22 protein-coding genes and 1 other RNA gene are annotated in these 18,390 nt (G+C 60.9%); 13 read left to right on the top strand and 10 right to left on the bottom strand.

What is annotated here, in order from left to right; translation table 11 throughout:
- Positions 1-5 precede the first annotated feature (5 nt).
- Both ssrS and DBR44_RS10695 read left to right on the top strand, forming a co-directional pair.
- Positions 6-188, top strand: a non-coding RNA gene (gene ssrS / locus DBR44_RS10690) — 6S RNA.
- Between the two features lie 61 nt (positions 189-249).
- Complete coding sequence (locus DBR44_RS10695) at positions 250-864, top strand: 5-formyltetrahydrofolate cyclo-ligase (protein WP_124644055.1); 615 nt, start codon at positions 250-252, stop codon at positions 862-864.
- 15 nt (positions 865-879) lie between these two features.
- Here the strand turns inward: DBR44_RS10695 and DBR44_RS19500 are convergent, their stop codons facing one another.
- Positions 880-1,041, bottom strand: coding sequence for a hypothetical protein (locus DBR44_RS19500; RefSeq protein WP_158613595.1), 162 nt, complete (start codon positions 1,039-1,041; stop codon positions 880-882).
- Between the two features lie 129 nt (positions 1,042-1,170).
- Between DBR44_RS19500 and DBR44_RS10700 the strand changes: the two genes are divergently transcribed.
- The 7 genes from DBR44_RS10700 (at position 1,171) to DBR44_RS10730 (ending at position 7,983) form a co-directional block, all read left to right on the top strand.
- The gene (locus DBR44_RS10700; protein WP_124644056.1) at positions 1,171-1,629 is read left to right on the top strand and encodes an EVE domain-containing protein; all 459 of its coding nucleotides are present in this window, start codon (positions 1,171-1,173) and stop codon (positions 1,627-1,629) included.
- A 52-nt stretch (positions 1,630-1,681) separates the two neighbouring features.
- Positions 1,682-2,623, top strand: coding sequence for a prolyl aminopeptidase (gene pip / locus DBR44_RS10705; RefSeq protein ID WP_124644057.1), 942 nt, complete (start codon positions 1,682-1,684; stop codon positions 2,621-2,623).
- Positions 2,624-2,654: 31 nt separating this feature from the next.
- Entirely contained in the window at positions 2,655-3,047 is a 393-nt protein-coding gene (locus tag DBR44_RS10710; protein WP_124644058.1) for a hypothetical protein, read from the top strand.
- A 173-nt stretch (positions 3,048-3,220) separates the two neighbouring features.
- A complete protein-coding gene (gene leuS, locus DBR44_RS10715) occupies positions 3,221-5,839 on the top strand; it encodes a leucine--tRNA ligase (protein WP_124644059.1) in 2,619 nt (872 codons plus the stop codon).
- A 114-nt stretch (positions 5,840-5,953) separates the two neighbouring features.
- Positions 5,954-6,514: an LPS assembly lipoprotein LptE gene (lptE, locus tag DBR44_RS10720; RefSeq protein WP_124644060.1), complete on the top strand. Its 561-nt coding sequence runs from the start codon at positions 5,954-5,956 to the stop codon at positions 6,512-6,514.
- Entirely contained in the window at positions 6,495-7,499 is a 1,005-nt protein-coding gene (holA, locus tag DBR44_RS10725) for a DNA polymerase III subunit delta (protein WP_124644061.1), read from the top strand. The genes lptE and holA overlap by 20 nt, the downstream gene beginning before the upstream one ends.
- A gap of 220 nt (positions 7,500-7,719) precedes the next feature.
- Complete coding sequence (locus tag DBR44_RS10730) at positions 7,720-7,983, top strand: hypothetical protein (protein WP_233578476.1); 264 nt, start codon at positions 7,720-7,722, stop codon at positions 7,981-7,983.
- An 84-nt stretch (positions 7,984-8,067) separates the two neighbouring features.
- Here DBR44_RS10730 and DBR44_RS10735 read toward each other — a convergent pair whose 3' ends face one another.
- On the bottom strand, positions 8,068-8,862 hold the full coding sequence (locus tag DBR44_RS10735; RefSeq protein WP_124644063.1) for a lytic transglycosylase domain-containing protein: 795 nt from the start codon (positions 8,860-8,862) through the stop codon (positions 8,068-8,070).
- Positions 8,863-8,976: 114 nt separating this feature from the next.
- On the opposite strand from DBR44_RS10735, the gene DBR44_RS10740 reads away from it, so the two are divergent.
- The 3 genes from DBR44_RS10740 (at position 8,977) to ahpF (ending at position 11,916) form a co-directional block, all read left to right on the top strand.
- On the top strand, positions 8,977-9,369 hold the full coding sequence (locus DBR44_RS10740) for a YidB family protein (protein WP_124644064.1): 393 nt from the start codon (positions 8,977-8,979) through the stop codon (positions 9,367-9,369).
- 280 nt (positions 9,370-9,649) lie between these two features.
- Positions 9,650-10,219 carry an alkyl hydroperoxide reductase subunit C gene (gene ahpC, locus DBR44_RS10745; RefSeq protein WP_124644065.1) on the top strand — a complete coding sequence of 190 codons (570 nt, stop codon included), beginning with the start codon at positions 9,650-9,652 and terminating at the stop codon, positions 10,217-10,219.
- Positions 10,220-10,365: 146 nt separating this feature from the next.
- Positions 10,366-11,916: an alkyl hydroperoxide reductase subunit F gene (gene ahpF / locus DBR44_RS10750; protein WP_124644066.1), complete on the top strand. Its 1,551-nt coding sequence runs from the start codon at positions 10,366-10,368 to the stop codon at positions 11,914-11,916.
- 136 nt (positions 11,917-12,052) lie between these two features.
- Here the strand turns inward: ahpF and DBR44_RS10755 are convergent, their stop codons facing one another.
- Entirely contained in the window at positions 12,053-12,562 is a 510-nt protein-coding gene (locus DBR44_RS10755) for a YcnI family protein (protein ID WP_233578479.1), read from the bottom strand.
- A 146-nt stretch (positions 12,563-12,708) separates the two neighbouring features.
- Between DBR44_RS10755 and DBR44_RS10760 the strand changes: the two genes are divergently transcribed.
- Positions 12,709-13,158 carry a YiiD C-terminal domain-containing protein gene (locus DBR44_RS10760; protein ID WP_158613596.1) on the top strand — a complete coding sequence of 150 codons (450 nt, stop codon included), beginning with the start codon at positions 12,709-12,711 and terminating at the stop codon, positions 13,156-13,158.
- 97 nt (positions 13,159-13,255) lie between these two features.
- Here the strand turns inward: DBR44_RS10760 and rlmH are convergent, their stop codons facing one another.
- The 7 genes from rlmH to DBR44_RS10795 all read right to left on the bottom strand — a co-directional run bounded on the left by rlmH (position 13,256) and on the right by DBR44_RS10795 (position 18,259).
- Positions 13,256-13,726, bottom strand: coding sequence for a 23S rRNA (pseudouridine(1915)-N(3))-methyltransferase RlmH (gene rlmH, locus DBR44_RS10765; RefSeq protein ID WP_124644068.1), 471 nt, complete (start codon positions 13,724-13,726; stop codon positions 13,256-13,258).
- Positions 13,727-13,853: 127 nt separating this feature from the next.
- Positions 13,854-14,225 carry a ribosome silencing factor gene (rsfS, locus tag DBR44_RS10770; RefSeq protein ID WP_103524800.1) on the bottom strand — a complete coding sequence of 124 codons (372 nt, stop codon included), beginning with the start codon at positions 14,223-14,225 and terminating at the stop codon, positions 13,854-13,856.
- Positions 14,226-14,429: 204 nt separating this feature from the next.
- Positions 14,430-15,074 (bottom strand): nicotinate-nucleotide adenylyltransferase, encoded by a 645-nt coding sequence (gene nadD / locus DBR44_RS10775; RefSeq protein ID WP_124644069.1) that lies wholly within the window; start codon positions 15,072-15,074, stop codon positions 14,430-14,432.
- Positions 15,071-15,652, bottom strand: a complete 582-nt coding sequence (locus tag DBR44_RS10780) for a carbonic anhydrase (RefSeq protein ID WP_124644070.1) — start codon at positions 15,650-15,652, stop codon at positions 15,071-15,073. Before DBR44_RS10780 ends, nadD begins: the two co-directional genes overlap by 4 nt.
- A 266-nt stretch (positions 15,653-15,918) precedes the next feature.
- Positions 15,919-16,365, bottom strand: coding sequence for a GNAT family N-acetyltransferase (locus tag DBR44_RS10785; protein ID WP_124644071.1), 447 nt, complete (start codon positions 16,363-16,365; stop codon positions 15,919-15,921).
- Between the two features lie 4 nt (positions 16,366-16,369).
- Positions 16,370-17,362 (bottom strand): DUF2804 domain-containing protein, encoded by a 993-nt coding sequence (locus DBR44_RS10790; protein WP_124644072.1) that lies wholly within the window; start codon positions 17,360-17,362, stop codon positions 16,370-16,372.
- Between the two features lie 33 nt (positions 17,363-17,395).
- Positions 17,396-18,259: an MBL fold metallo-hydrolase gene (locus DBR44_RS10795; RefSeq protein WP_233578481.1), complete on the bottom strand. Its 864-nt coding sequence runs from the start codon at positions 18,257-18,259 to the stop codon at positions 17,396-17,398.
- Positions 18,260-18,390: the final 131 nt, after the last annotated feature.

Here is an 18,390-nt window from a genome sequence, read left to right on the forward strand (position 1 = left end):
CAGCTTATCCCCTGCGGTGTTCGTGACGGCAAACAATTCCTTTGTACCAATGCGTTCGCTTCTGGTTGCCAGCGTGAGTCACGGGTGTGTCGGGTCCCTTGCGGACGCGCCCGAAGTGGCTGGCAGGTGACCCTCCCTGGAAACAGGGTACAAGCGAATTATGCCCAAACGACACTCGCGGGGGTCTCCCTTCACGACCCGGCGCATCTTGCTCCGGGTCGTTTTCATTTCTGCTCTCATGGGCCAGCCATGACGCCATCGTCTTCTGCCGCTACCGACAAGATCACCCTGCGCAAGAACATCCGTCGCCAGCGCATGGCATTGAGCCCGGCTTGTCGCGCCCAGGCCATGCGCGCCGTTGCGCGCCATGCCGGCCGTTTGTTGCGGCGGGGCAAGCGCATTGGTGGCTATCTGGCGGCGGGTTCCGAGCTGGATATCGAGATTCTGCTCAGCACGGCCTTGCAACGCGGGGCCAGTGTCTGGCTGCCGCAGATTCCGGCGCGCGGCCGGCGCATGTGGTTCTCCCGGCTGAATGCGGCAGGCCGCTGGTATCGCCATCCGCGCTACGGCATCGTGGAATTTGATGGCCCCTGCCTGCGGGCAGAGCGGCTGGATGTGCTGTTGCTGCCCTTGCTGGCTGTCGACGAGCAAGGCTATCGCATGGGGCAGGGCGGGGGCTTCTATGACAGCAGTCTGGCCTTTCGCCACCGCCACCCCCGCTACGGCAAGCCCCTGCTGGTCGGCGTGGCCTACGATTGCCAGCGTGTGGCTGCCGTACCGCGCGAAGCGTGGGATGTGCAGCTGGACTATCTGCTGACTGAGTCGGGTCTGCACCGCTTTGCACCAAACCGCAGTGCTACTTAACGCACAGGGCGAGGGTTAGTCTCGACGGTCCCAGTGGTGATGGCGCTCTGCCGGCACGTAGACCGGAACCACCTCCACTGGCCGGAACTCAGGTCCACGGTAGGCAACGCGTGGCGGGACGACGACACAGGCGCTCAGAGCGCTGGCGAGCAAGACGCCGATCAGCAGGCTTTTCATGATGTTTCTCCTGGTTGCAAGGGCTGCTTGGCCCTGATGTTTATCCTGAACTCAGCATAATCCAGCCCGACAGTTGTAAGATGGCGTAAATTGTTAAGTTAACCTCCCATTGATTAACAGACATTTCCCATGCGCTATTGGCTGATGAAATCCGAGCCGGACGAAACGTCCATTGATGACCTGATGGCTGCGCCGCAGCGGGCTTTCGAGTGGACCGGGGTGCGTAATTATCAGGCGCGCAATTTCATGCGCGATGACATGCAGCCGGGTGATGGCGTGCTGTTCTGGCATTCCAGCTGTGCCGAGCCAGGTATCGCTGGCCTGGCTGTGGTGGCCAGTACTGCCCATGCCGACTCCAGCCAGTTTGATCCGGCCAGTCCCTATTTCGATGCCAAGTCCGTGCCGGATGCCGCGCGCTGGCAGTGTGTGGATGTGCGCTTTGTGCGCAAGACTCCGCTGCTGACGCCTGCCTTGTTGCGCCAGCATCCACCGCTGGAGCAGATGCAGGTACTCAAGCGCGGCAATCGGCTGTCGATTACCCCGGTCAGCCCGCTGGAGTGGGACTACATCACCAGCCAGTTGTGCTGAATCCTGCCCTGCTAACAGGGCCTGTCCCCATGCCAACCCGACAAGGACGCTGATGCTCTATCCCCCGATTACGCCCTACGCCAGCGGCATGTTGCCGCTGGATGGTCTGCACCAGATGTACTGGGAACAATGTGGCCGGCAGGATGGTCAGCCGGTGCTGTATCTGCATGGCGGGCCGGGCGATGGTTGTGCGCCGATGAGCCGGCAGCTGTTCGACCCCTGGTTTTATCGCGCGGTCTTGTTTGATCAGCGCGGCAGTGGCCGTTCGGTGCCGCGTGGCGAACTGCGCGACAACACCACCCAGCACCTGGTCGCCGACATCGAACGCCTGCGCGAGCATCTGGGCATCGCGCGCTGGCTGGTGTTTGGCGGATCCTGGGGTAGCACGCTGGCACTGGCCTATGCCCAGGCGCATCCGCAGCGGGTACAGGGCTTGGTCCTGCGTGGTATTTTTCTGGGCAGACAAAGCGAAATCGACTGGTTCATGCATGGCATGCGCCAGTTCTACCCCGAGGAATGGCAACGCTTTGTCGCGCCGATTCCCGTGGCTGAGCGCGACGATTTGCTGCAGGCCTATTACCGCCGGCTGACCGACCCCGATCCGCAAGTGCACCTGCCGGCCTGCCGTGCCTGGGGTCGTTACGAAGGAGCCTGCGTCGCCCTCCGCCAGAATGCCGACGCCATCGAGCGCGCCAGCAGCGAATATGTGGCGCTGTCGCTGGCGCGGCTGGAAGCGCATTACTTCGTACATCGCATTTTCCTGCCCGAGGCACAGTTGCTGCAGCAGATCGAGCGCATTCGCCATATCCCGGCGGTCATCGTGCAGGGCCGCTACGACGTGGTGTGCCCGCCAGTCACCGCCAGTGAACTGGCACAGCACTGGCCAGAGGCTGATTTCCACCTGGTGGAAATGGCTGGCCACTCGCTGTGGGAGGGGGGCATTCTCCAGCTGCTGATGCAGGCGCTGGAAACCTTCAAACTGCGCCTGAGCTGAACCGGCTGTCCATGTGGCAGTCTGTAAATAGATGAAAACCTCTTTGCGCTTGTTGCTGCTGTTGTGCAGCCTGTTCATCACTCCAGTGGCATGGGCCTATACCGACGAAGGGCGGCTTCCCTTTGTTGGCCAGCCGGGCGAATTGCCAGCTGAATTGGCCCTGCGTTTTGTCCGGCAGCGGCTGGGTCAGGAGGGGCAAATCGACTATCCGCATTTCCGGCTGATACAGCACAGCCCGGCTCCAGACTTCAAGCGGGCCGACATCACCCTGATTCGCGATGGTTTGCAAGACGACAGTGTCAAGGCGGTACGGCAGCAATTGCAGCTACTCCACCGCGACGGCCGCTGGGAGATTGACGCGATTCATGAAGATTTTTCCTGCTATCGGGCTGCGTCAGGCTGGACCCGCCGTCCCTGCCCCTGATGCCGTGGCGGCTGATGGCAAGCGTTTGTTTTTGTGCGGCTCTTATCGGCAGGGCCCTCTGGCCGCTATAATGGGCCGATTGAATTTGTGACGGACTGCCCAAGCTGCCCTGCCAGGCGGGGACTTGGGCAGTCCGCCCTTTTGTTTTCAAGCCATTCCAGACAAAGATCACCATGCAAGAAATCTATAGCCCGCGCGAAGTCGAAGCCGCCGCGCAACAGAAATGGCACCGCACCGCCGCCTTCAAGGCCGTGGAAGACGCCAGCCGTCCCAAGTACTACGCCTTGTCGATGTTCCCCTACCCGTCCGGCAAGCTGCACATGGGCCATGTGCGTAACTACACCATTACCGACGTGCTGGCCCGCTTCAAGCGCCTGCAGGGTTTCAATGTGCTGCAACCGATGGGCTGGGATGCCTTTGGCCTGCCGGCCGAAAACGCCGCCATGAAAAACGGTGGCGCACCGGCCGCCTGGACCTATGCCAACATCGAATACATGAAAACCCAGCTGGACAGCCTGGGCTTTGCCCTGGACTGGGAGCGCGAGCTGGCCACCTGCAAGCCCGACTACTACCGCTGGGAGCAGTGGCTGTTTACCCGCCTGTTTGAAAAAGGCGTGATCTACAAGAAAAACGGCGTGGTCAACTGGGACCCGGTGGACCAGACCGTGCTGGCCAACGAGCAAGTGGTGGATGGCCGCGGCTGGCGCTCCGGTGCCGTGGTGGAAAAGCGCGAAATCCCCATGTACTACTTCGCCATCACCAAGTACGCCGACGAACTGCTCACCAGCCTGGATACGCTGGATGGCTGGCCGGAACAGGTCAAGACCATGCAGAAGAACTGGATTGGCAAGAGCCACGGTTCTGACGTGGTGTTTGCCTACGATGAGGCCAGTATCGGCCATGCCGGGATCATGAAGGTGTACACCACCCGCCCGGATACCCTGATGGGGGCCACTTATGTGGCGGTAGCGGCGGAACACCCGCTGGCTACCCAGGCGGCTGCCAATAATCCGGCACTGCAGGCCTTCATCGCCGAATGCAAGGCAGGTTCCGTGGCCGAGGCCGACGTGGCCAAGATGGAAAAGAAGGGCATGGACACCGGCCTGTTCGTGGTGCATCCGCTGACCGGGGCCAAGCTGCCGGTGTGGGTAGCCAACTACGTGCTGTGGGGTTACGGCGAAGGTGCAGTGATGGCCGTGCCGGCGCATGACGAGCGCGATTTCGAATTCGCCAACAAATACAGCCTGCCGCTGCTGCAAGTGTATGCCAAGGTGATCGGCGACAACGATTTCGACGCTGCCACATGGCAAGACTGGTATGCCGCCAAGGATGACAGCGTACGCACCGTCAACAGCGGCAAATACGATGGTCTGGGCTTTGCTGCCGCATTTGACGCCATCGTCGGCGATCTGGAAGCCAAAACGGCCGGCCAGAAGAAAACCCAGTACCGCCTGCGCGACTGGGGGATCTCCCGTCAGCGCTACTGGGGCTGCCCCATCCCCATCATCCATTGCCCGACTTGCGGCGATGTGCCGGTGCCGGAAAAAGACCTGCCGGTGGTGCTGCCGGAAAACGTGATTCCGGATGGTGCCGGCTCGCCTTTGGCCAAGATGCCGGAATTCTACGAAACCAGCTGCCCCAAGTGTGGCGGTGCCGCCAAGCGCGAAACCGACACCATGGACACCTTTGTCGAGTCCAGCTGGTACTACGCCCGCTACGCCTCGCCCAAGTGTGAAACCGCCATGCTGGACAAGGCCGCTGCCGACTACTGGCTGCAGGTTGACCAGTACGTAGGTGGCATCGAACACGCCATCCTGCACCTGCTGTACGCCCGTTTCTTCCACAAGCTGATGCGCGACGAAGGCCTGGTCTCCAGCGACGAACCGTTCAAGAGCCTGCTGACCCAGGGCATGGTGATCTGCGAAACCTTCTATCGCGACCTGCCCAACGGCAGCAAGGACTGGATCGCTCCGCAAGACGTGGTGCTGGAGCGCGACGGCAAGGGCAAGATCACCGGCGCAACCCATCGTGTGGACGGCCTGCCGGTGGTGGTGGGTGGCATCGAGAAGATGTCCAAGTCCAAGAACAATGGCGTGGACCCGCAGGAATTCATCGAGAAATATGGTGCCGATACCGCGCGCCTGTTCATGATGTTTGCCGCGCCGCCGGAGCAGAGCCTGGAATGGTCGGATGCCGGTGTCGAGGGCGCTTTCCGCTTCCTCAAGCGTTTGTGGAAACTGGCCAAGGAACATGCCGATGCCGGCGTGGTAACCGCCTATGTAGGTGGCGAGCTGAACGCCAGCCAGAAGGAATTGCGCTTCAAGCTGCACAGCACCATCCAGAAAGTGGCGGATGACTATGGCCGTCGCCAGCAGTTCAACACCGCCATCGCCGCGGTGATGGAGCTGCTGAACACCTATGACAAGACCGACCGCAGCGATGCCGCCGGCCGTGCCGTGGCGCAAGAAGTACTGGAAAGCGTCACCTTGCTGCTGTCGCCCATCGTGCCGCACATCACCGATGCCATCTGGGCGGTGCTGCGTCCGGGCAGCGAGCTATTGGCACAAGCCTGGCCTCAAGTGGACGAGGCCGCGCTGGTGAAGAGCGAAATCGAAATGATGGTGCAGGTGGCCGGCAAGCTGCGTGGCAGCATCACCGTGGCCGCCGATGCAGCCAAGGATGTCATCGAGGCCGCCGCCCTTGCACATGAAAACGTGCAGAAGTTCATGGAAGGCAAACCGGCCAAGAAGATCATCGTGGTGCCGGGCCGACTGGTGAATATCGTCGTGTAATGGCAAACCGGCCCCGGATCATGCCGGGGCCGCCAACAAACCCGGGCCGGCTCGGACCAGATTCCCCACAACAGGGGATGGGCTGATCCGGCTTTTCCTTACGGAGAAACAGGAATGACCCGAACCCTGCACTGGCTGGTGCTCACTGGCGCCGTACTCTTGCTCAGCGCCTGCGGTTTTCATCTCAAGGGCATGGGTGGCAGCAGCCGCCCGCTGCCCTTCAGCAGCGTTTATGTGGAAGAGGGCAGTGGCCAACTGGGCCCCTTGCTGCGGGAAACCCTGTTGCGTAATGACAAAGTGGTGATGTTGTCCTCGCCCAAACAGGCCGAGGCCGTGGTCAGCGTGCTGAGTGAACGCCAGTCCAAGGAAGTGTCGACCATCAATAGCGGCGGCAAGGTCAACGAGTACTTGCTGAGCTATAGCGCCACGGTCCGCACGGTGATTGGTGGTTCGCCCATCGAGCCGGACATGCAGGTGTCGGTGCGCCGTTACATGAATTATTCGGATAGCGATGTGCTGGGCAAGGAGCAGGAAGAAAATCTGCTGTGGACTGATATCCGCCGCGATGCGGCCGAGCAGATCGCCCGCCGGCTGGCCTATGTCAAGCGCCCGACCGCCATGGGCACGACTGGCCCGCAAAGCCTGAAGCCTGCCAATGCCCAGCCTAAGCCCTGATGCGCTGGAGACGGTGCTGGCCAAGGGGCTGGCGCCGCTCTACCTGATTCATGGTGAAGAGGCGCTGCTGGCGCTGGAAGCGGCCGACAGCCTGCGCACGCATGCCCGTGCGCAAGGCTATCAGGAGCGCGAAGTGCTGACGGTGGAAGCGGGTTTCGACTGGTCGCAACTGCGCGATGCCATGAGCAGCGTCTCGCTGTTTGCCTCGCTCAAGCTGCTGGAGCTCCGCATCCCTGGCGGCAAGCCGGGCAATGAAGGTGCGGAAGCCCTGCAACAGCTGGCGGCCAACCCGCCGCAAGACACCATCACCCTGCTGACCCTGCCACGGCTGGAAAAAGCGCAGCTGCAATCCAAGTGGTATCTCGCGCTGGAAAAAGCCGCGGTGGTGGTGGAAGCCAAACCGGTGGGACGGCACGAGCTGGGCGGCTGGATTGCCCGCCGCATGAAACGCCAGCACCAGCAACTGTCGGGTGAGGCGCTGACTTTTTTTGCCGACCGGGTGGAAGGTAATCTGCTGGCGGCCCGTCAGGAAGTGGACAAGCTGGCCTTGCTTTACCCGGCCGGCGAGTTGACGCTGGAGCAGTTGCGCGAGGCCGTGGCCAATGTGGCGCGCTTCGATGTGTTCCATCTGTCCGAATCCTGGCTGTCCGGCGATGCCGCCCGCGTGCAACGCATGCTGGAAGGCCTGTTGGCAGAAGGCGAATCGCCGGTGCTGGTGTTGTGGTCTTTCACCGAAGATGTACGCATGCTGCTGCGCTTGCGGCAGGGGCTGAAGGATGGACGGCAGTTGCGCGATCTGGCGCGTGAATTGCGCCTGTGGGGTGACAAACAGCGGCTGGCCGAGCCGGCCCTGCGCCGTATCGGCCCGCGCAAGTTGATGACGGCCTTGTCGGAGTGCGCCCGTATTGATCAGCAGATCAAAGGCGTGGCGGCCGGCGACCCCTGGCATTCCCTGCGTGGCCTGGCCTTGCTGTTGGCGACATGATGCAGAAAAAACACAGTAATTTTAAATGGTCAGCCTATGCTGGCCATTTTTTTTTAAATTGAACCAGAATTTATGTGGCTGTTATTTAAATTTCTTTTAATCAAGTATTGAGATTGCAAAAGACCTGCCCTATGATTAAGGAGAAGTTAATTCATTTTAAACAATAATAGTTTTAGAAAAAGACGCTATGCAAGACGAGGGAGTCAGAAGTGCTACACCTGTGGGCGAAAGCAGAACCCGCAGCAAAGTCGTGTTGGTGGAGATCATCCACCAGGCCTTAGAGGTGTTACTGACGGCAGAAGAAGCACGCCTGGTGCATTGGGATGGCCGCATCTTGCGCATACACAAGCTGTCCTCGCGCAAGGCCAACCAGATTCTGCATGCGCCGGATGCCTATCCGGGCTTGCTGGGGGTATTCGACCATCGCGCACACTATCGCGATCTGGCCGAGCCGCTGGGCGAGATCCTGGGCATCCAGCTGTGATGGCGCAGTTGCGGCGCTGATCAATTCAAACCATGCAAAAAGGCCTTCACTGGAAGGCCTTTGTCATGCCATGAAGCTGTACTTTTACAATGCAGAGGCTGTTGTACCAGACAGGGCCGCAGGCAGGATGACGGCCCGGACACGGGTCTTGCCGGCGCTGTTGCGCAGACTGCTCTGATAGGCAAGGCCGCCGCGTTTCTCGTAAGAAGCCAGCACCTTGGCGACATAGTCGCGGGTTTCTTCATACGGCGGAATGGTGTTGCGGTACTTCTGCACTGCCCCTTCGCCCGCATTGTAGGCGGCGATGGCCAGCGGCAGATCGTTGTTGAACTGGGCTAATAAAAAACGCAGATAACGCGCCCCGGCTCGCAGGTTTTGCCTGGGGTCGCTCAATTCGGTCACGCCAAAGCGCTCGCCAGTAGCCGGAATCACCTGCATCAGGCCCACGGCCCCCTTGGGTGACAGTGCTTGCGGGTTGTAGCCGGATTCGACGGTGACGATGGAATGCAGCAGATTGGCATCCAGCTTGAATTCACGCGCAGTCTGGTCGATCAGATGCTTGTACTGGGATGCCAGCTTGGTGTTGTACGCCGGGGCATTCACGCTTTTGATCCCATCCGCACGTGCTGCTGCTGGAGCAGGCAAGCGGTTGTCGCTGCTCAGGGTGGCACCCAGGCCGGGGGTGGTGGCGTCATCCAGTGCCGCATTGCTGCTGACGCCGGGCTGCAGGCTTTTCTGGTAGAGCTGATAGCGCTCGTCCAGTTGGCGGTTGGCAAGGTGAACCTGACCCTGTTCGTCCACAAAACCATAAAGATCGGCGTGTACGCTGCTGCTTGCAAAGCAGGCCAGCCAGGCCAGGAAAACGGTGATGAATCGCATTTTGATGAAGAGCAGCCCGCATGGGTTTCGGTTTAATGCGCTATTGTACTGATTTTTCTATGCTATTTTGCAAGTAAAGTTTTCTGAAGACATTTTAAAGCGAAAGGACTAAGCATGAGCCTGTTTGATCAACTGGGTGGTTTGCTGGGCGGCGAAGGTGGTGGCGTGGCTGGTGCGGTCACCGAACTGATGCAGCAGCAGGGCGGCCTGTCTGGCCTGGTGGAGAAGTTCAATAGTGGCGGCATGAGCGAGCTGGTGTCGTCCTGGGTGGGGACTGGTGGCAACCTGCCGGTGTCGGCCGAGCAGATCCAGCAGGTACTGGGCAATGAGCAGGTGACGGTGCTGGCGGGCAAGTTCGGGCTGGACCCGCAACAGCTCAGTCAGGGGCTGGCTGATTACCTGCCACAGGCGGTGGACAAGCTGACGCCGGATGGCCAGTTGCCGCAGGGTGGGGATTTGCTGTCGCAGGGTCTGGGCATGCTGCAGGGCTTTTTTAACAAAAGCTGAATAAACTGAGTTGAGCGATGGAAAAAGCCGCCTTTTTTGGCGGCTTTTCTTATTTTACTGTGGCAAGCAGACCACAGTGCTGTGCTGGCGTTAGCCGAAGGGGCCGTGCCAGCCCTCCCTGATGGCTGGCTAGCTGCATTCCGAATCATGATAGGAAAATTCTATTTTTAACATTTAAACAATCAAGTGGATCAATTGATACGGACTGCCTAAGATGCGTACATCGAATGCAAACGCAGCCAAACACTGCATTTTCTTATTTCACCGACTGGAGAAAAACATGTCCGTATCGCTGATCAATACCGAAGTAAAACCGTTCAAGGCTAGCGCTTTTCACAATGGCAAATTCATCGACGTCAGCGACGCCGACCTGAAAGGCAAGTGGTCGGTTGTGTTCTTCTACCCGGCTGACTTCACCTTTGTCTGCCCGACCGAACTGGGTGACCTGGCTGACAACTACGCCGAATTCTCCAAGCTGGGCGTGGAAATCTACTCGGTATCTACCGACACCCACTTCACCCACAAAGCCTGGCACGACAGCTCGGAAACCATCGGCAAGATCAACTACCCGATGATTGGCGACCCGACCGGCATCATCAGCCGCAACTTCGGCGTGATGATCGAAGAAGCTGGCCTCGCCGAGCGCGGCACCTTCGTGATCGACCCGCAAGGCAAGATCCAGATCATCGAAATCAACGCCGGTGGTATCGGCCGTGACGCCAGCGAACTGCTGCGCAAGGTGAAGGCTGCCCAGTACGTAGCCAGCCACCCGGGTGAAGTGTGCCCGGCCAAGTGGAAAGAAGGCGAAGCTACGCTGGCGCCTTCGCTGGATCTGGTTGGCAAGATCTAAGCCACACCCTGGTGCTGCAGCGCAGGCCTGCGCTGCGGCCCAATGGGGCGGCCACTCCCTGGCCGCCTCTTCTCCCCATCACCCGATTGCAGCGGCAAGCTGTTGGCAGCCACAAGCTTGCCAGTGCAATTGCCTGAGGACTTCCCATGCTCGACACCACCATCAAGACCCAACTGACCGCTTACCTGGAAAAACTGCAGCAGCCCATCGAACTGGTCGCCAGCCTGGATGACAGCGCCAAGGCGCAGGAAATGTTTGGCCTGTTGCAGGACATCGCCAGCCTGTCGCCCAAGGTGACACTGCGCAGCGATGGCCAGGCCGCGCGCCGCCCGTCCTTTGCCATTGCCCGCCCCGGCGAGGCTGGCCGTATCGAATTTGCCGGCATTCCCATGGGCCACGAATTCACCTCGCTGGTGCTGGCTTTGTTGCAAACCGGCGGCCATCCGCCCAAGGTAGACGAAGACACCATCGCGCAGATTCGCGGCCTGCAAGGCAGCTACCAGTTTGAAGTGTTTGTCTCGCTCAGCTGCCACAACTGCCCGGACGTGGTACAAGCCGTCAACCTGATGGCGGTGCTCAATCCCAATGTACGTAGCGTGATGATCGATGGCGGCGTGTTCCAGCAGGAAGTCACCGACCGTCAGATCATGGGCGTACCGGCTATTTATCTGAATGGCGAACAGTTTGGCAGCGGCCGCATGGGCCTGGAAGAAATCATTGCCAAACTGGATACCGGTGCCGTGGCGCATGAAGCCGAAAAGATGGCTGCCAAGGAAGCATTCGACGTGCTGATCGTCGGCGGTGGTCCCGCTGGTGCTGCTGCCGCCATTTATGCCGCTCGCAAAGGCATTCGTACCGGTGTGGTGGCCGAACGCTTCGGCGGTCAGGTGCTGGATACGCTGGCGATTGAAAACTTCATCTCGGTGCAGGAAACCGAAGGGCCGAAGCTGGCGATGGCGCTGGAACAACACGTCAAATCCTATGATGTGGACGTGATGAACCTGCAACGCGCTGCTGCCCTCAAGCCGGCACAAAACGGCCAGCTGGCCGAGCTGACGCTGGCAAGCGGCGCGGTACTGAAAAGCAAGGCGGTGATCATCGCCACCGGGGCGCGCTGGCGCGAAATGAATGTGCCGGGTGAAGCCGAATACCGCGCCAAGGGCGTGGCCTACTGCCCGCATTGCGATGGCCCGCTGTTCAAGGGCAAGCGCGTGGCGGTGATTGGCGGCGGTAATTCCGGCGTGGAAGCCGCCATTGACCTGGCCGGCATTGTTAGCCACGTTACCCTGCTGGAGTTTGGTGACAGCCTGCGTGCCGATGCGGTATTGCAGAAGAAGCTGCACAGCCTGCCCAATGTGCGCGTCATCACCAATGCCCAGACCACCGAGGTGACCGGCGATGGCCAAAAGGTAAATGGCCTGCGCTATCAGGAGCGGATCACCGGTGAAAACCACCATGTGGCGCTGGAAGGCATTTTTGTGCAGATCGGCCTGCTGCCGAATACCGACTGGCTGCAAGGCAGCATCGCCCTGTCGCCGCGTGGTGAAATCGAGGTGGATGCCAAGGGCCAGACTTCGGCCGAGGGTGTGTTTGCCGCTGGCGATGCCACCACCGCACCGTACAAGCAGATCATCATCGCCATGGGCGAGGGTGCCAAAGCCAGCCTGTCGGCGTTTGACTACCTGATCCGTCAGTAAGACCGGCTCACCACACTGCCGCTGCTACGCGCTTTTGTTCGTGGCTCCAGAGCCTGCGCGGATCAGACAGCACAACCCCCTTGCAACAGCATGCTGCAAGGGGGTTTTCATTTTGTGGCCTGCGGAAAGCCGGGGCTTAGTGGTGGTGTGCTTCGCCCGGTTCGGTCACCTGCAACACGGCGGCGGGGGATTTCAGACTGTGTGCATCCTGGCCATCAGCCGGAATCTCTACCCAGCTGGTGCTGCCCTGGGCGCATTGCTGTGTCACCTTGAAAAACAGCTTGCCCGGCTTGGCGGCAATGCGGGTCTGGAAGGTGAACTCGTCGTAAAAGTCCGCCGGCAGGCTGCCGCCACTCCAGCTGATGCGGCTGACATCTTCCTTGACCAGGGTGCCGTAGTTGTCAAAGGGCTTTACCGCGCTCTTGCTGACTTGAACCTGCCAGCCGGCCTTGGGCATGGGGCGGGCCAGCTGCGCGCCTGCCGGCAGCTCCACGCTGATCCCGGTGGTGGGGCTGCCATCGCAGCCATGGCCTACTTTCAGCACAGCCTTGTAATAGCTGCCGCTGGCGGCTGTGGGGGTTTCCAGGGTGACGTGAGCTTGGGCCGCGGTGGACAACAGCAGGGTGAGGGCAGCGAGTGTTTTCATGATGTCTGGCATGGCTGAGAAAGATAGTGTGCGGCGGATTGTAAGGGAAATCCATGCGCGGGCCCTGCGACATCTTGTCGCAGCCACTACTGCCGTCGCTGGCTGGCTGTGGCATGCTGGGGCTTGTTTGCAGGAAAGGAATTGCCGTGAAGGACAAGCAGCAAATCGAGCAGTATCTGTATCAGGCCATCCCGCTGGCGCAGGCGATGGCGGTCAGGGTGGTGGCGGCCGAAGAGGGTCGGGTGGAGCTGGAAGCGCCGCTGGAACCGAATATCAATCATTGCGCCACGGTGTTTGGTGGCAGTGCGGCGGCCGTGGCGACGCTGGCCGGCTGGTTGCTGGTGTACCGCACATTGCAGGCGCTGGGGCTGCGCGGCCAGGTGATGGTGCGGCGCAGCCAGATGGATTACCAGAAAGCCATGCACGGGGCATTTACCGCCCGCACCCTGCCGGTGAATGAGGCAGCCTGGCAGCGCATGGCGGCAGCCTTGTCAAAAGGGCGCATGGCACGGCTGACGCTGGTGGTGAACGTGGAGTGTGCCGGGCAGCAGGCTGGTCGGCTGGAGGGGGAGTTTGTGGTGTTGCCGCTTAGCTGAGTGCAGCAGATAAGGGACTTGGAACCGCTAACAGAACCTCGTAGAGAACCCGGGCCAGGGTGGTGCAACGCCGGAGCGGGGGTTTTGTTATCGGGTCTTATTCGCGGTGGTAGGGGTGGTTGTTGAGGATGGAGTAGGCGCGGTAGATCTGCTCGCCCAGCATCACCCGCACCATGCCGTGTGGCAGGGTCATGGCGGATAATTGCAACAGCACGTCGGCGCGCTGCTTGAGTTCGGCAGACAGGCCGTCGGCCCCGCCAATGATGAAGCACACATCATCGCCACCGGCCATCCATTCTTTCAAGCCGGCGGCCAGGCGCACCGAAGTCCAGTTCTGGCCACGTTCATCCATCACCACCAGCTTGCAGCGGGCTGGAATGGCGGTCATCAGCCTGTCGTGTTCGGCGGCAATGCCTTTTTCTGCCGTGACGCCACCGCCGCGTTTTTCCGGTTTGATCTCTTTGAGTTCCAGACTGATGTCGCGGCCAAAGCGTTTGGCGTAGTCGTTATAGGCTTCGTCGACCCAGCGCGGCATCTTGGTGCCGACGGCAAGAATGGTGATTTTCATGGCAATGCTTCAGCGCGGAGTACGGCGCAGGCGCATGCTGGCGCCAGCGATGGGAAAAGCGGGAGGAGGGCGGCAGACGGGGCGGGTGCCGCGCGTCTGCCGCGCCTGATGCGGCCTGGATGGCGTATCAGGTATTGGCTTGCCACGGACGACCGCCAACCGGGGTAAAGCTCGGCTTCTGGCCGCCCCACAGTTGTTCCAGGTCGTAGTAGTCGCGTACGGCCGGCAGCATGACGTGGACGACCACGTCACCGGCGTCGACCAGTACCCATTCGCCGCTTTCGTGGCCTTCGGTGCCAACCAGATCAACGCCGGCTTCCTTCAGGGTCACGGCCACGTTGTTGGCCAGAGCCTTGACCTGGCGATTGGAGTCGCCGGTGGCCACGATCATGCGCTGAAACAGCGATGTCAGCGCGGAAGTGTCCATTTCGATGATGTCTTTGCCCTTGATGTCTTCCAGAGCGGTCAGTGCCAGTTTGGCAATGTCTTGAACTTCCATGATGTCCTTTGATGTCGGTGGCGATACGTGGCGGCAGCATGGCGGCCAGAGGTATCTGGTAAAGATCGTTTACCGCAACGTGCGGCAAAAACGGGCAGGGGCCGCAAGCAGGGGCGGGCGGCCCGGCCGGCAATACAAGCGCCGGCACTGGAAAACCGTTCTGCGCTGCCGGCGCAGCGGGCAGGCGTGGAACGGCTTCTTGCTTCAGAGATATAGCCGGTGCTGGCGAATATAATCCAGTACCGGCGCGCAGAGCAGAGGCTCGACGCTGGCTCCGGTCTGCAGGCGGTGGCGTATCTCGGTGGCCGAGACATCCAGCGGTGGCAGGGCCAGGGGGCGCATTGTACCGGAAGGCGCGCCATTTGAAAAATCAGTGACTTGGCGCGCCTGCCATTGTGTGCGCACCACGGCAGGAAGGTGGGCGGCATCGAAGCCGGGGCGCAGTGCCACGGCGATGTTGGCCAGCTCGAACAATTGCTCCCAGCGCCGCCAGGTATGCAGGGTGGCCAGCGAGTCGCCACCGATCAGCCACCACAGCGCTGGTGCGGGGCCGATTTCGGCGCGGATTTCCTGCAGGGTGTCGATGGTATAGGCGGGCTTGTCGCGCAGCACTTCTCGCGGATCGACCGTGAGGCCGGGCAGGCCGGCAATGGCCAACCGTGCCATCTCCAGCCTTTGTTGCGGGCTGGCATGGGGACCGTGCTGGCGGTGGTAGGGCTGGCCGGCGGGGATCAGCCGCACCTCGGCCAATTGCAGTTCATGACGAAAAGCCTGCGCCATGCGCAGGTGGGCGGCGTGGATGGGATCGAAAGTGCCGCCAAACAGTCCCAGCGCAGCCGCTTGCGTCATTCCTGTACGGGTGGCTTGCCGGTGTAACCGTCGATGATCAGTTCCAGCCGGCCGGTGGACGGATGAATCACCATGCCGTGGATGGGAATATCCTTGGGCATCAGCGGGTGATTGCGGACGGTCTGCACGCTGTGGCGCACGCTGTCGGACACGTTGTCAAAGCCCTTGAGCCAGTTGTCCAGATCAATGCCGGCATTGCGCAGGGTGTGGATGGTGTCTTCGCTGATGCCGCGTTCGGTGGCGTGGGTCAGGATCTTGTTGGGATCAATGGCGCGCATGCCGCAATCGCGGTGGGCCACCACGCAGATTTCCTCAGCGCGCAGTTCGTAGACCGCCACAATCAGCGAGCGCATGACCGAACCCCAGGGGTGGGTGATCAGCGCGCCGGCGTTCTTGATCAGCTTGGCATCACCGTTTTTCAGACCCATGGCCTTGGGCAACAGCTCTACCAGACGGGCATCCATGCAGGCGAGGACGGCCAGGCCTTTATCGGGAAACTTGTCGGTTTTGAATTGTTCGTACTCGCGGTTTTCGACGAAGCTCCGATTGTGCTCGAGAATGGTATTCAGCACACCCATGCGCGTAATCTCCTGGCTGAGGTTAGATTGAGTGCTCTAATCGGGGCGCCATGCTAACACTAGTCAGTGACGAAGAGGGGGTATTTCGCCATGGCACCCGGCTCGACAGCGGGGCTATGGTAGACCAGATTCAGGTGGGAAAGCCAACTTTGTTGCCCTGCGGCATCCGGCCGGCTTGTCCTGATTCGCAAAGGGTTTTTCCCGCTAGTGCAGGGGAAAAGGCGTCAGGAAACAGCCGGCAAGGTGGGGTGTGCGCAGGTGGTGTATTAGCTGTTGTCGTCCAGTTGCTTGCGGAAGGTTTTCTGGACATTGCTCAGCTGGTAGCCCTGATTCTGGTAGAAGTCCGGTGCTTCTTCGCGGTGGATGGTGGAACGCAGCGTGACGGTGGTGGCACCCTTGGTCAGTGCCCAGCGTTCGGCCACATGCACCAGGGCGCGGCCGGCTCCGCGGCGTCGCCAGCGCAGCCCCACGGCCAGCCCGCCGATTTCCACTGCCGCCGGCGCTTCCAGCAGCGGCCGCCAGAAAGCATGCAGCCAGCCGGCCACTTCGCCTTCGATTTCCGCTACCCACAGCTGGTGCAGATCGGGGCTGCCCAGCAGCATGGTCAGCCGGTTGCCCAGGGCTTCCACCCCGGAGGGGTAGCCCATCTCGGCAGTGAGTGCGGTCAGGGCCGGTACGTCCTGGTAGTTCGCCGGCCGGATAATGATAGTCATGGTGTTACCAACGTGCGTAATGGTCTTCGGTGACGCCTGTCAGCGCCTGCACCACATGGCGCGTACCGCTGAGCGGATCGGTCAGATAGCCGTCGAAACGGCCTATAGCTTGAATATAACGGCTACTGGCGATCAGAAGGTTCTGATTTTTTGCCCGCATGCCTTCCGGGGTGAACTGCAGCTCCAGCAAACCGTCGCTGCTGCGCAGTTGCCAGGCTTGTAGCGGCTGTTGCGGATTGAATGTGAACTCCACTGCCGACAGCGGATACAACTTGCCCTGCAGCCAGCAGGCATTTTCTGCTTCCCCCATATAACCCTGCTGCAGATTGAAGCCCAGCGCGCTGTTGTGGGCGCTGGCCCAGCGCCAGTCGGTGCGGCGCGCCAGCAGGCCATTGGAGTAATCCAGGCTGGCGACGGCACCATCCAGCGAAAAGCGCTGTCCCTGGCAATCGGCAAAGCCGCTGACCGCCAGTGCGGTGGATTTGTGGGTGGAATGGGCCAGCCAGTTGGCCGGGCCGATGGCCGCCAGCACCGGTGGCATCGGATCGAGGCCGACGTGGGCGGCCAGCCGCAACTGTGGTGAGCTGACTTCCACCGCCAGGCGGCTGCCTTGACGCTCGAAGCGCACGGTCAGTCCCCTGCCGGCAAAGCTGGCGTCGGCAAACGGCTGATCAGCCAGCTGCGCGCCATGCAGGGGAAAACTGTCGGCGGCAACATCAGCCAGTATCTTTCCCTGGCGACGGTCAAACAGATAGGCAAAAGCGGCGGCGGTCCAGCCCACATCCACCACGGCCAGCCCGATGACGTAATCGGCATGCGCCAGCGCCAGGTATTGCCAGCGCTTGTGACGCAGCGGGCGCAGCAGCCGTTGCCAGCGGCTCAGCGGCAGGGCTTGCCAGTCGTGCTGGGTGATGCAGCCCTGGTAGCGGCCATGCTGTGGCTGGCCCTGGCTATCAAGCAGGCTATGTGGTGCGGCGGGAAGGGCAGACCAACTCATGCGGATGACCGTGGCTTAAACACTTGTTTGAGTCTACAGCATATCCAGCGGTATTTTCAGGTAGCGTACGCCATTGTTTTCCGCTGCTGGCAACTGCCCGGCGCGGATGTTCACCTGGATGGCCGGCAGGATCAGCTGCGGCATTTCCAGCGTGGCATCGCGTGCCTGACGCAAGGCCACGAATTCGCTTTGGCTGATGCCGGCATGCAGGTGGATATTGTGCTGTTTCTGCTCGGCCACCGTGCTTTGCCAGGCGATGGGCCGCGCCTGTGGCGGATAGTCGTGACACATCAGCAGGCGGGTGTCATCCGGCAGCGCCAGCAGCTGTTGCACCGATTGATAGAGCATGGCGGCATCGCCGCCGGGAAAGTCGCAACGGGCACTGCCGACATCCGGCATGAACAAGGTGTCGCCAACAAATACCATGTCGCCGATCTGGTAGGCCATGTCGGCCGGCGTGTGACCGGGTACGAACAAGGCCCTGGCCGTGAGCTGGCCGATGTGGAAGACCTCGCCCGCGGTGAACAGATGATCGAACTGGCTGCCGTCGCAGGCGAAGTCGTCACCCAGATTGAAGATGCCCTTGAACAGCTGTTGGACCTGGGCAATGCCCTGGCCAATCGCCATGCGGCCACCGGCCTGCTGTTGCAGCCAGGCAGCCGCCGACAGATGATCGGCATGGGCGTGGGTTTCCAGAATCCACTGCACGCTCAGGCGCTGCTGCCGGATAAAATCCAGCACACGCCGGGCGGAATCGCTGGCGATGCGCCCGGACTTGGCGTCATAGTCCAGCACCGGGTCGATGATGGCAGCGTGGCCTCCCGGCTGGTCGTACACCACGTGGGAAATGGTGGAGGTCCCCGGGTCGAAGAAGGAAGCGAGCTGTGGCTGCAGCATGGTGAACTCCGCAACAGAATGGGAAGGGCGATGGGCCTGCATGGATGGCACTATCGCACACTGCGAAACATTATACTATAATGTATATTATAAAAATAAGCCGGTATCAGCCATGGTGGCACAGTGCGCAC

The sequence above is a fragment of the Aquitalea sp. FJL05 genome, assembly GCF_003852595.1.
GTDB classification, from domain to species: Bacteria; Pseudomonadota; Gammaproteobacteria; order Burkholderiales; family Chromobacteriaceae; genus Aquitalea; species Aquitalea aquatilis.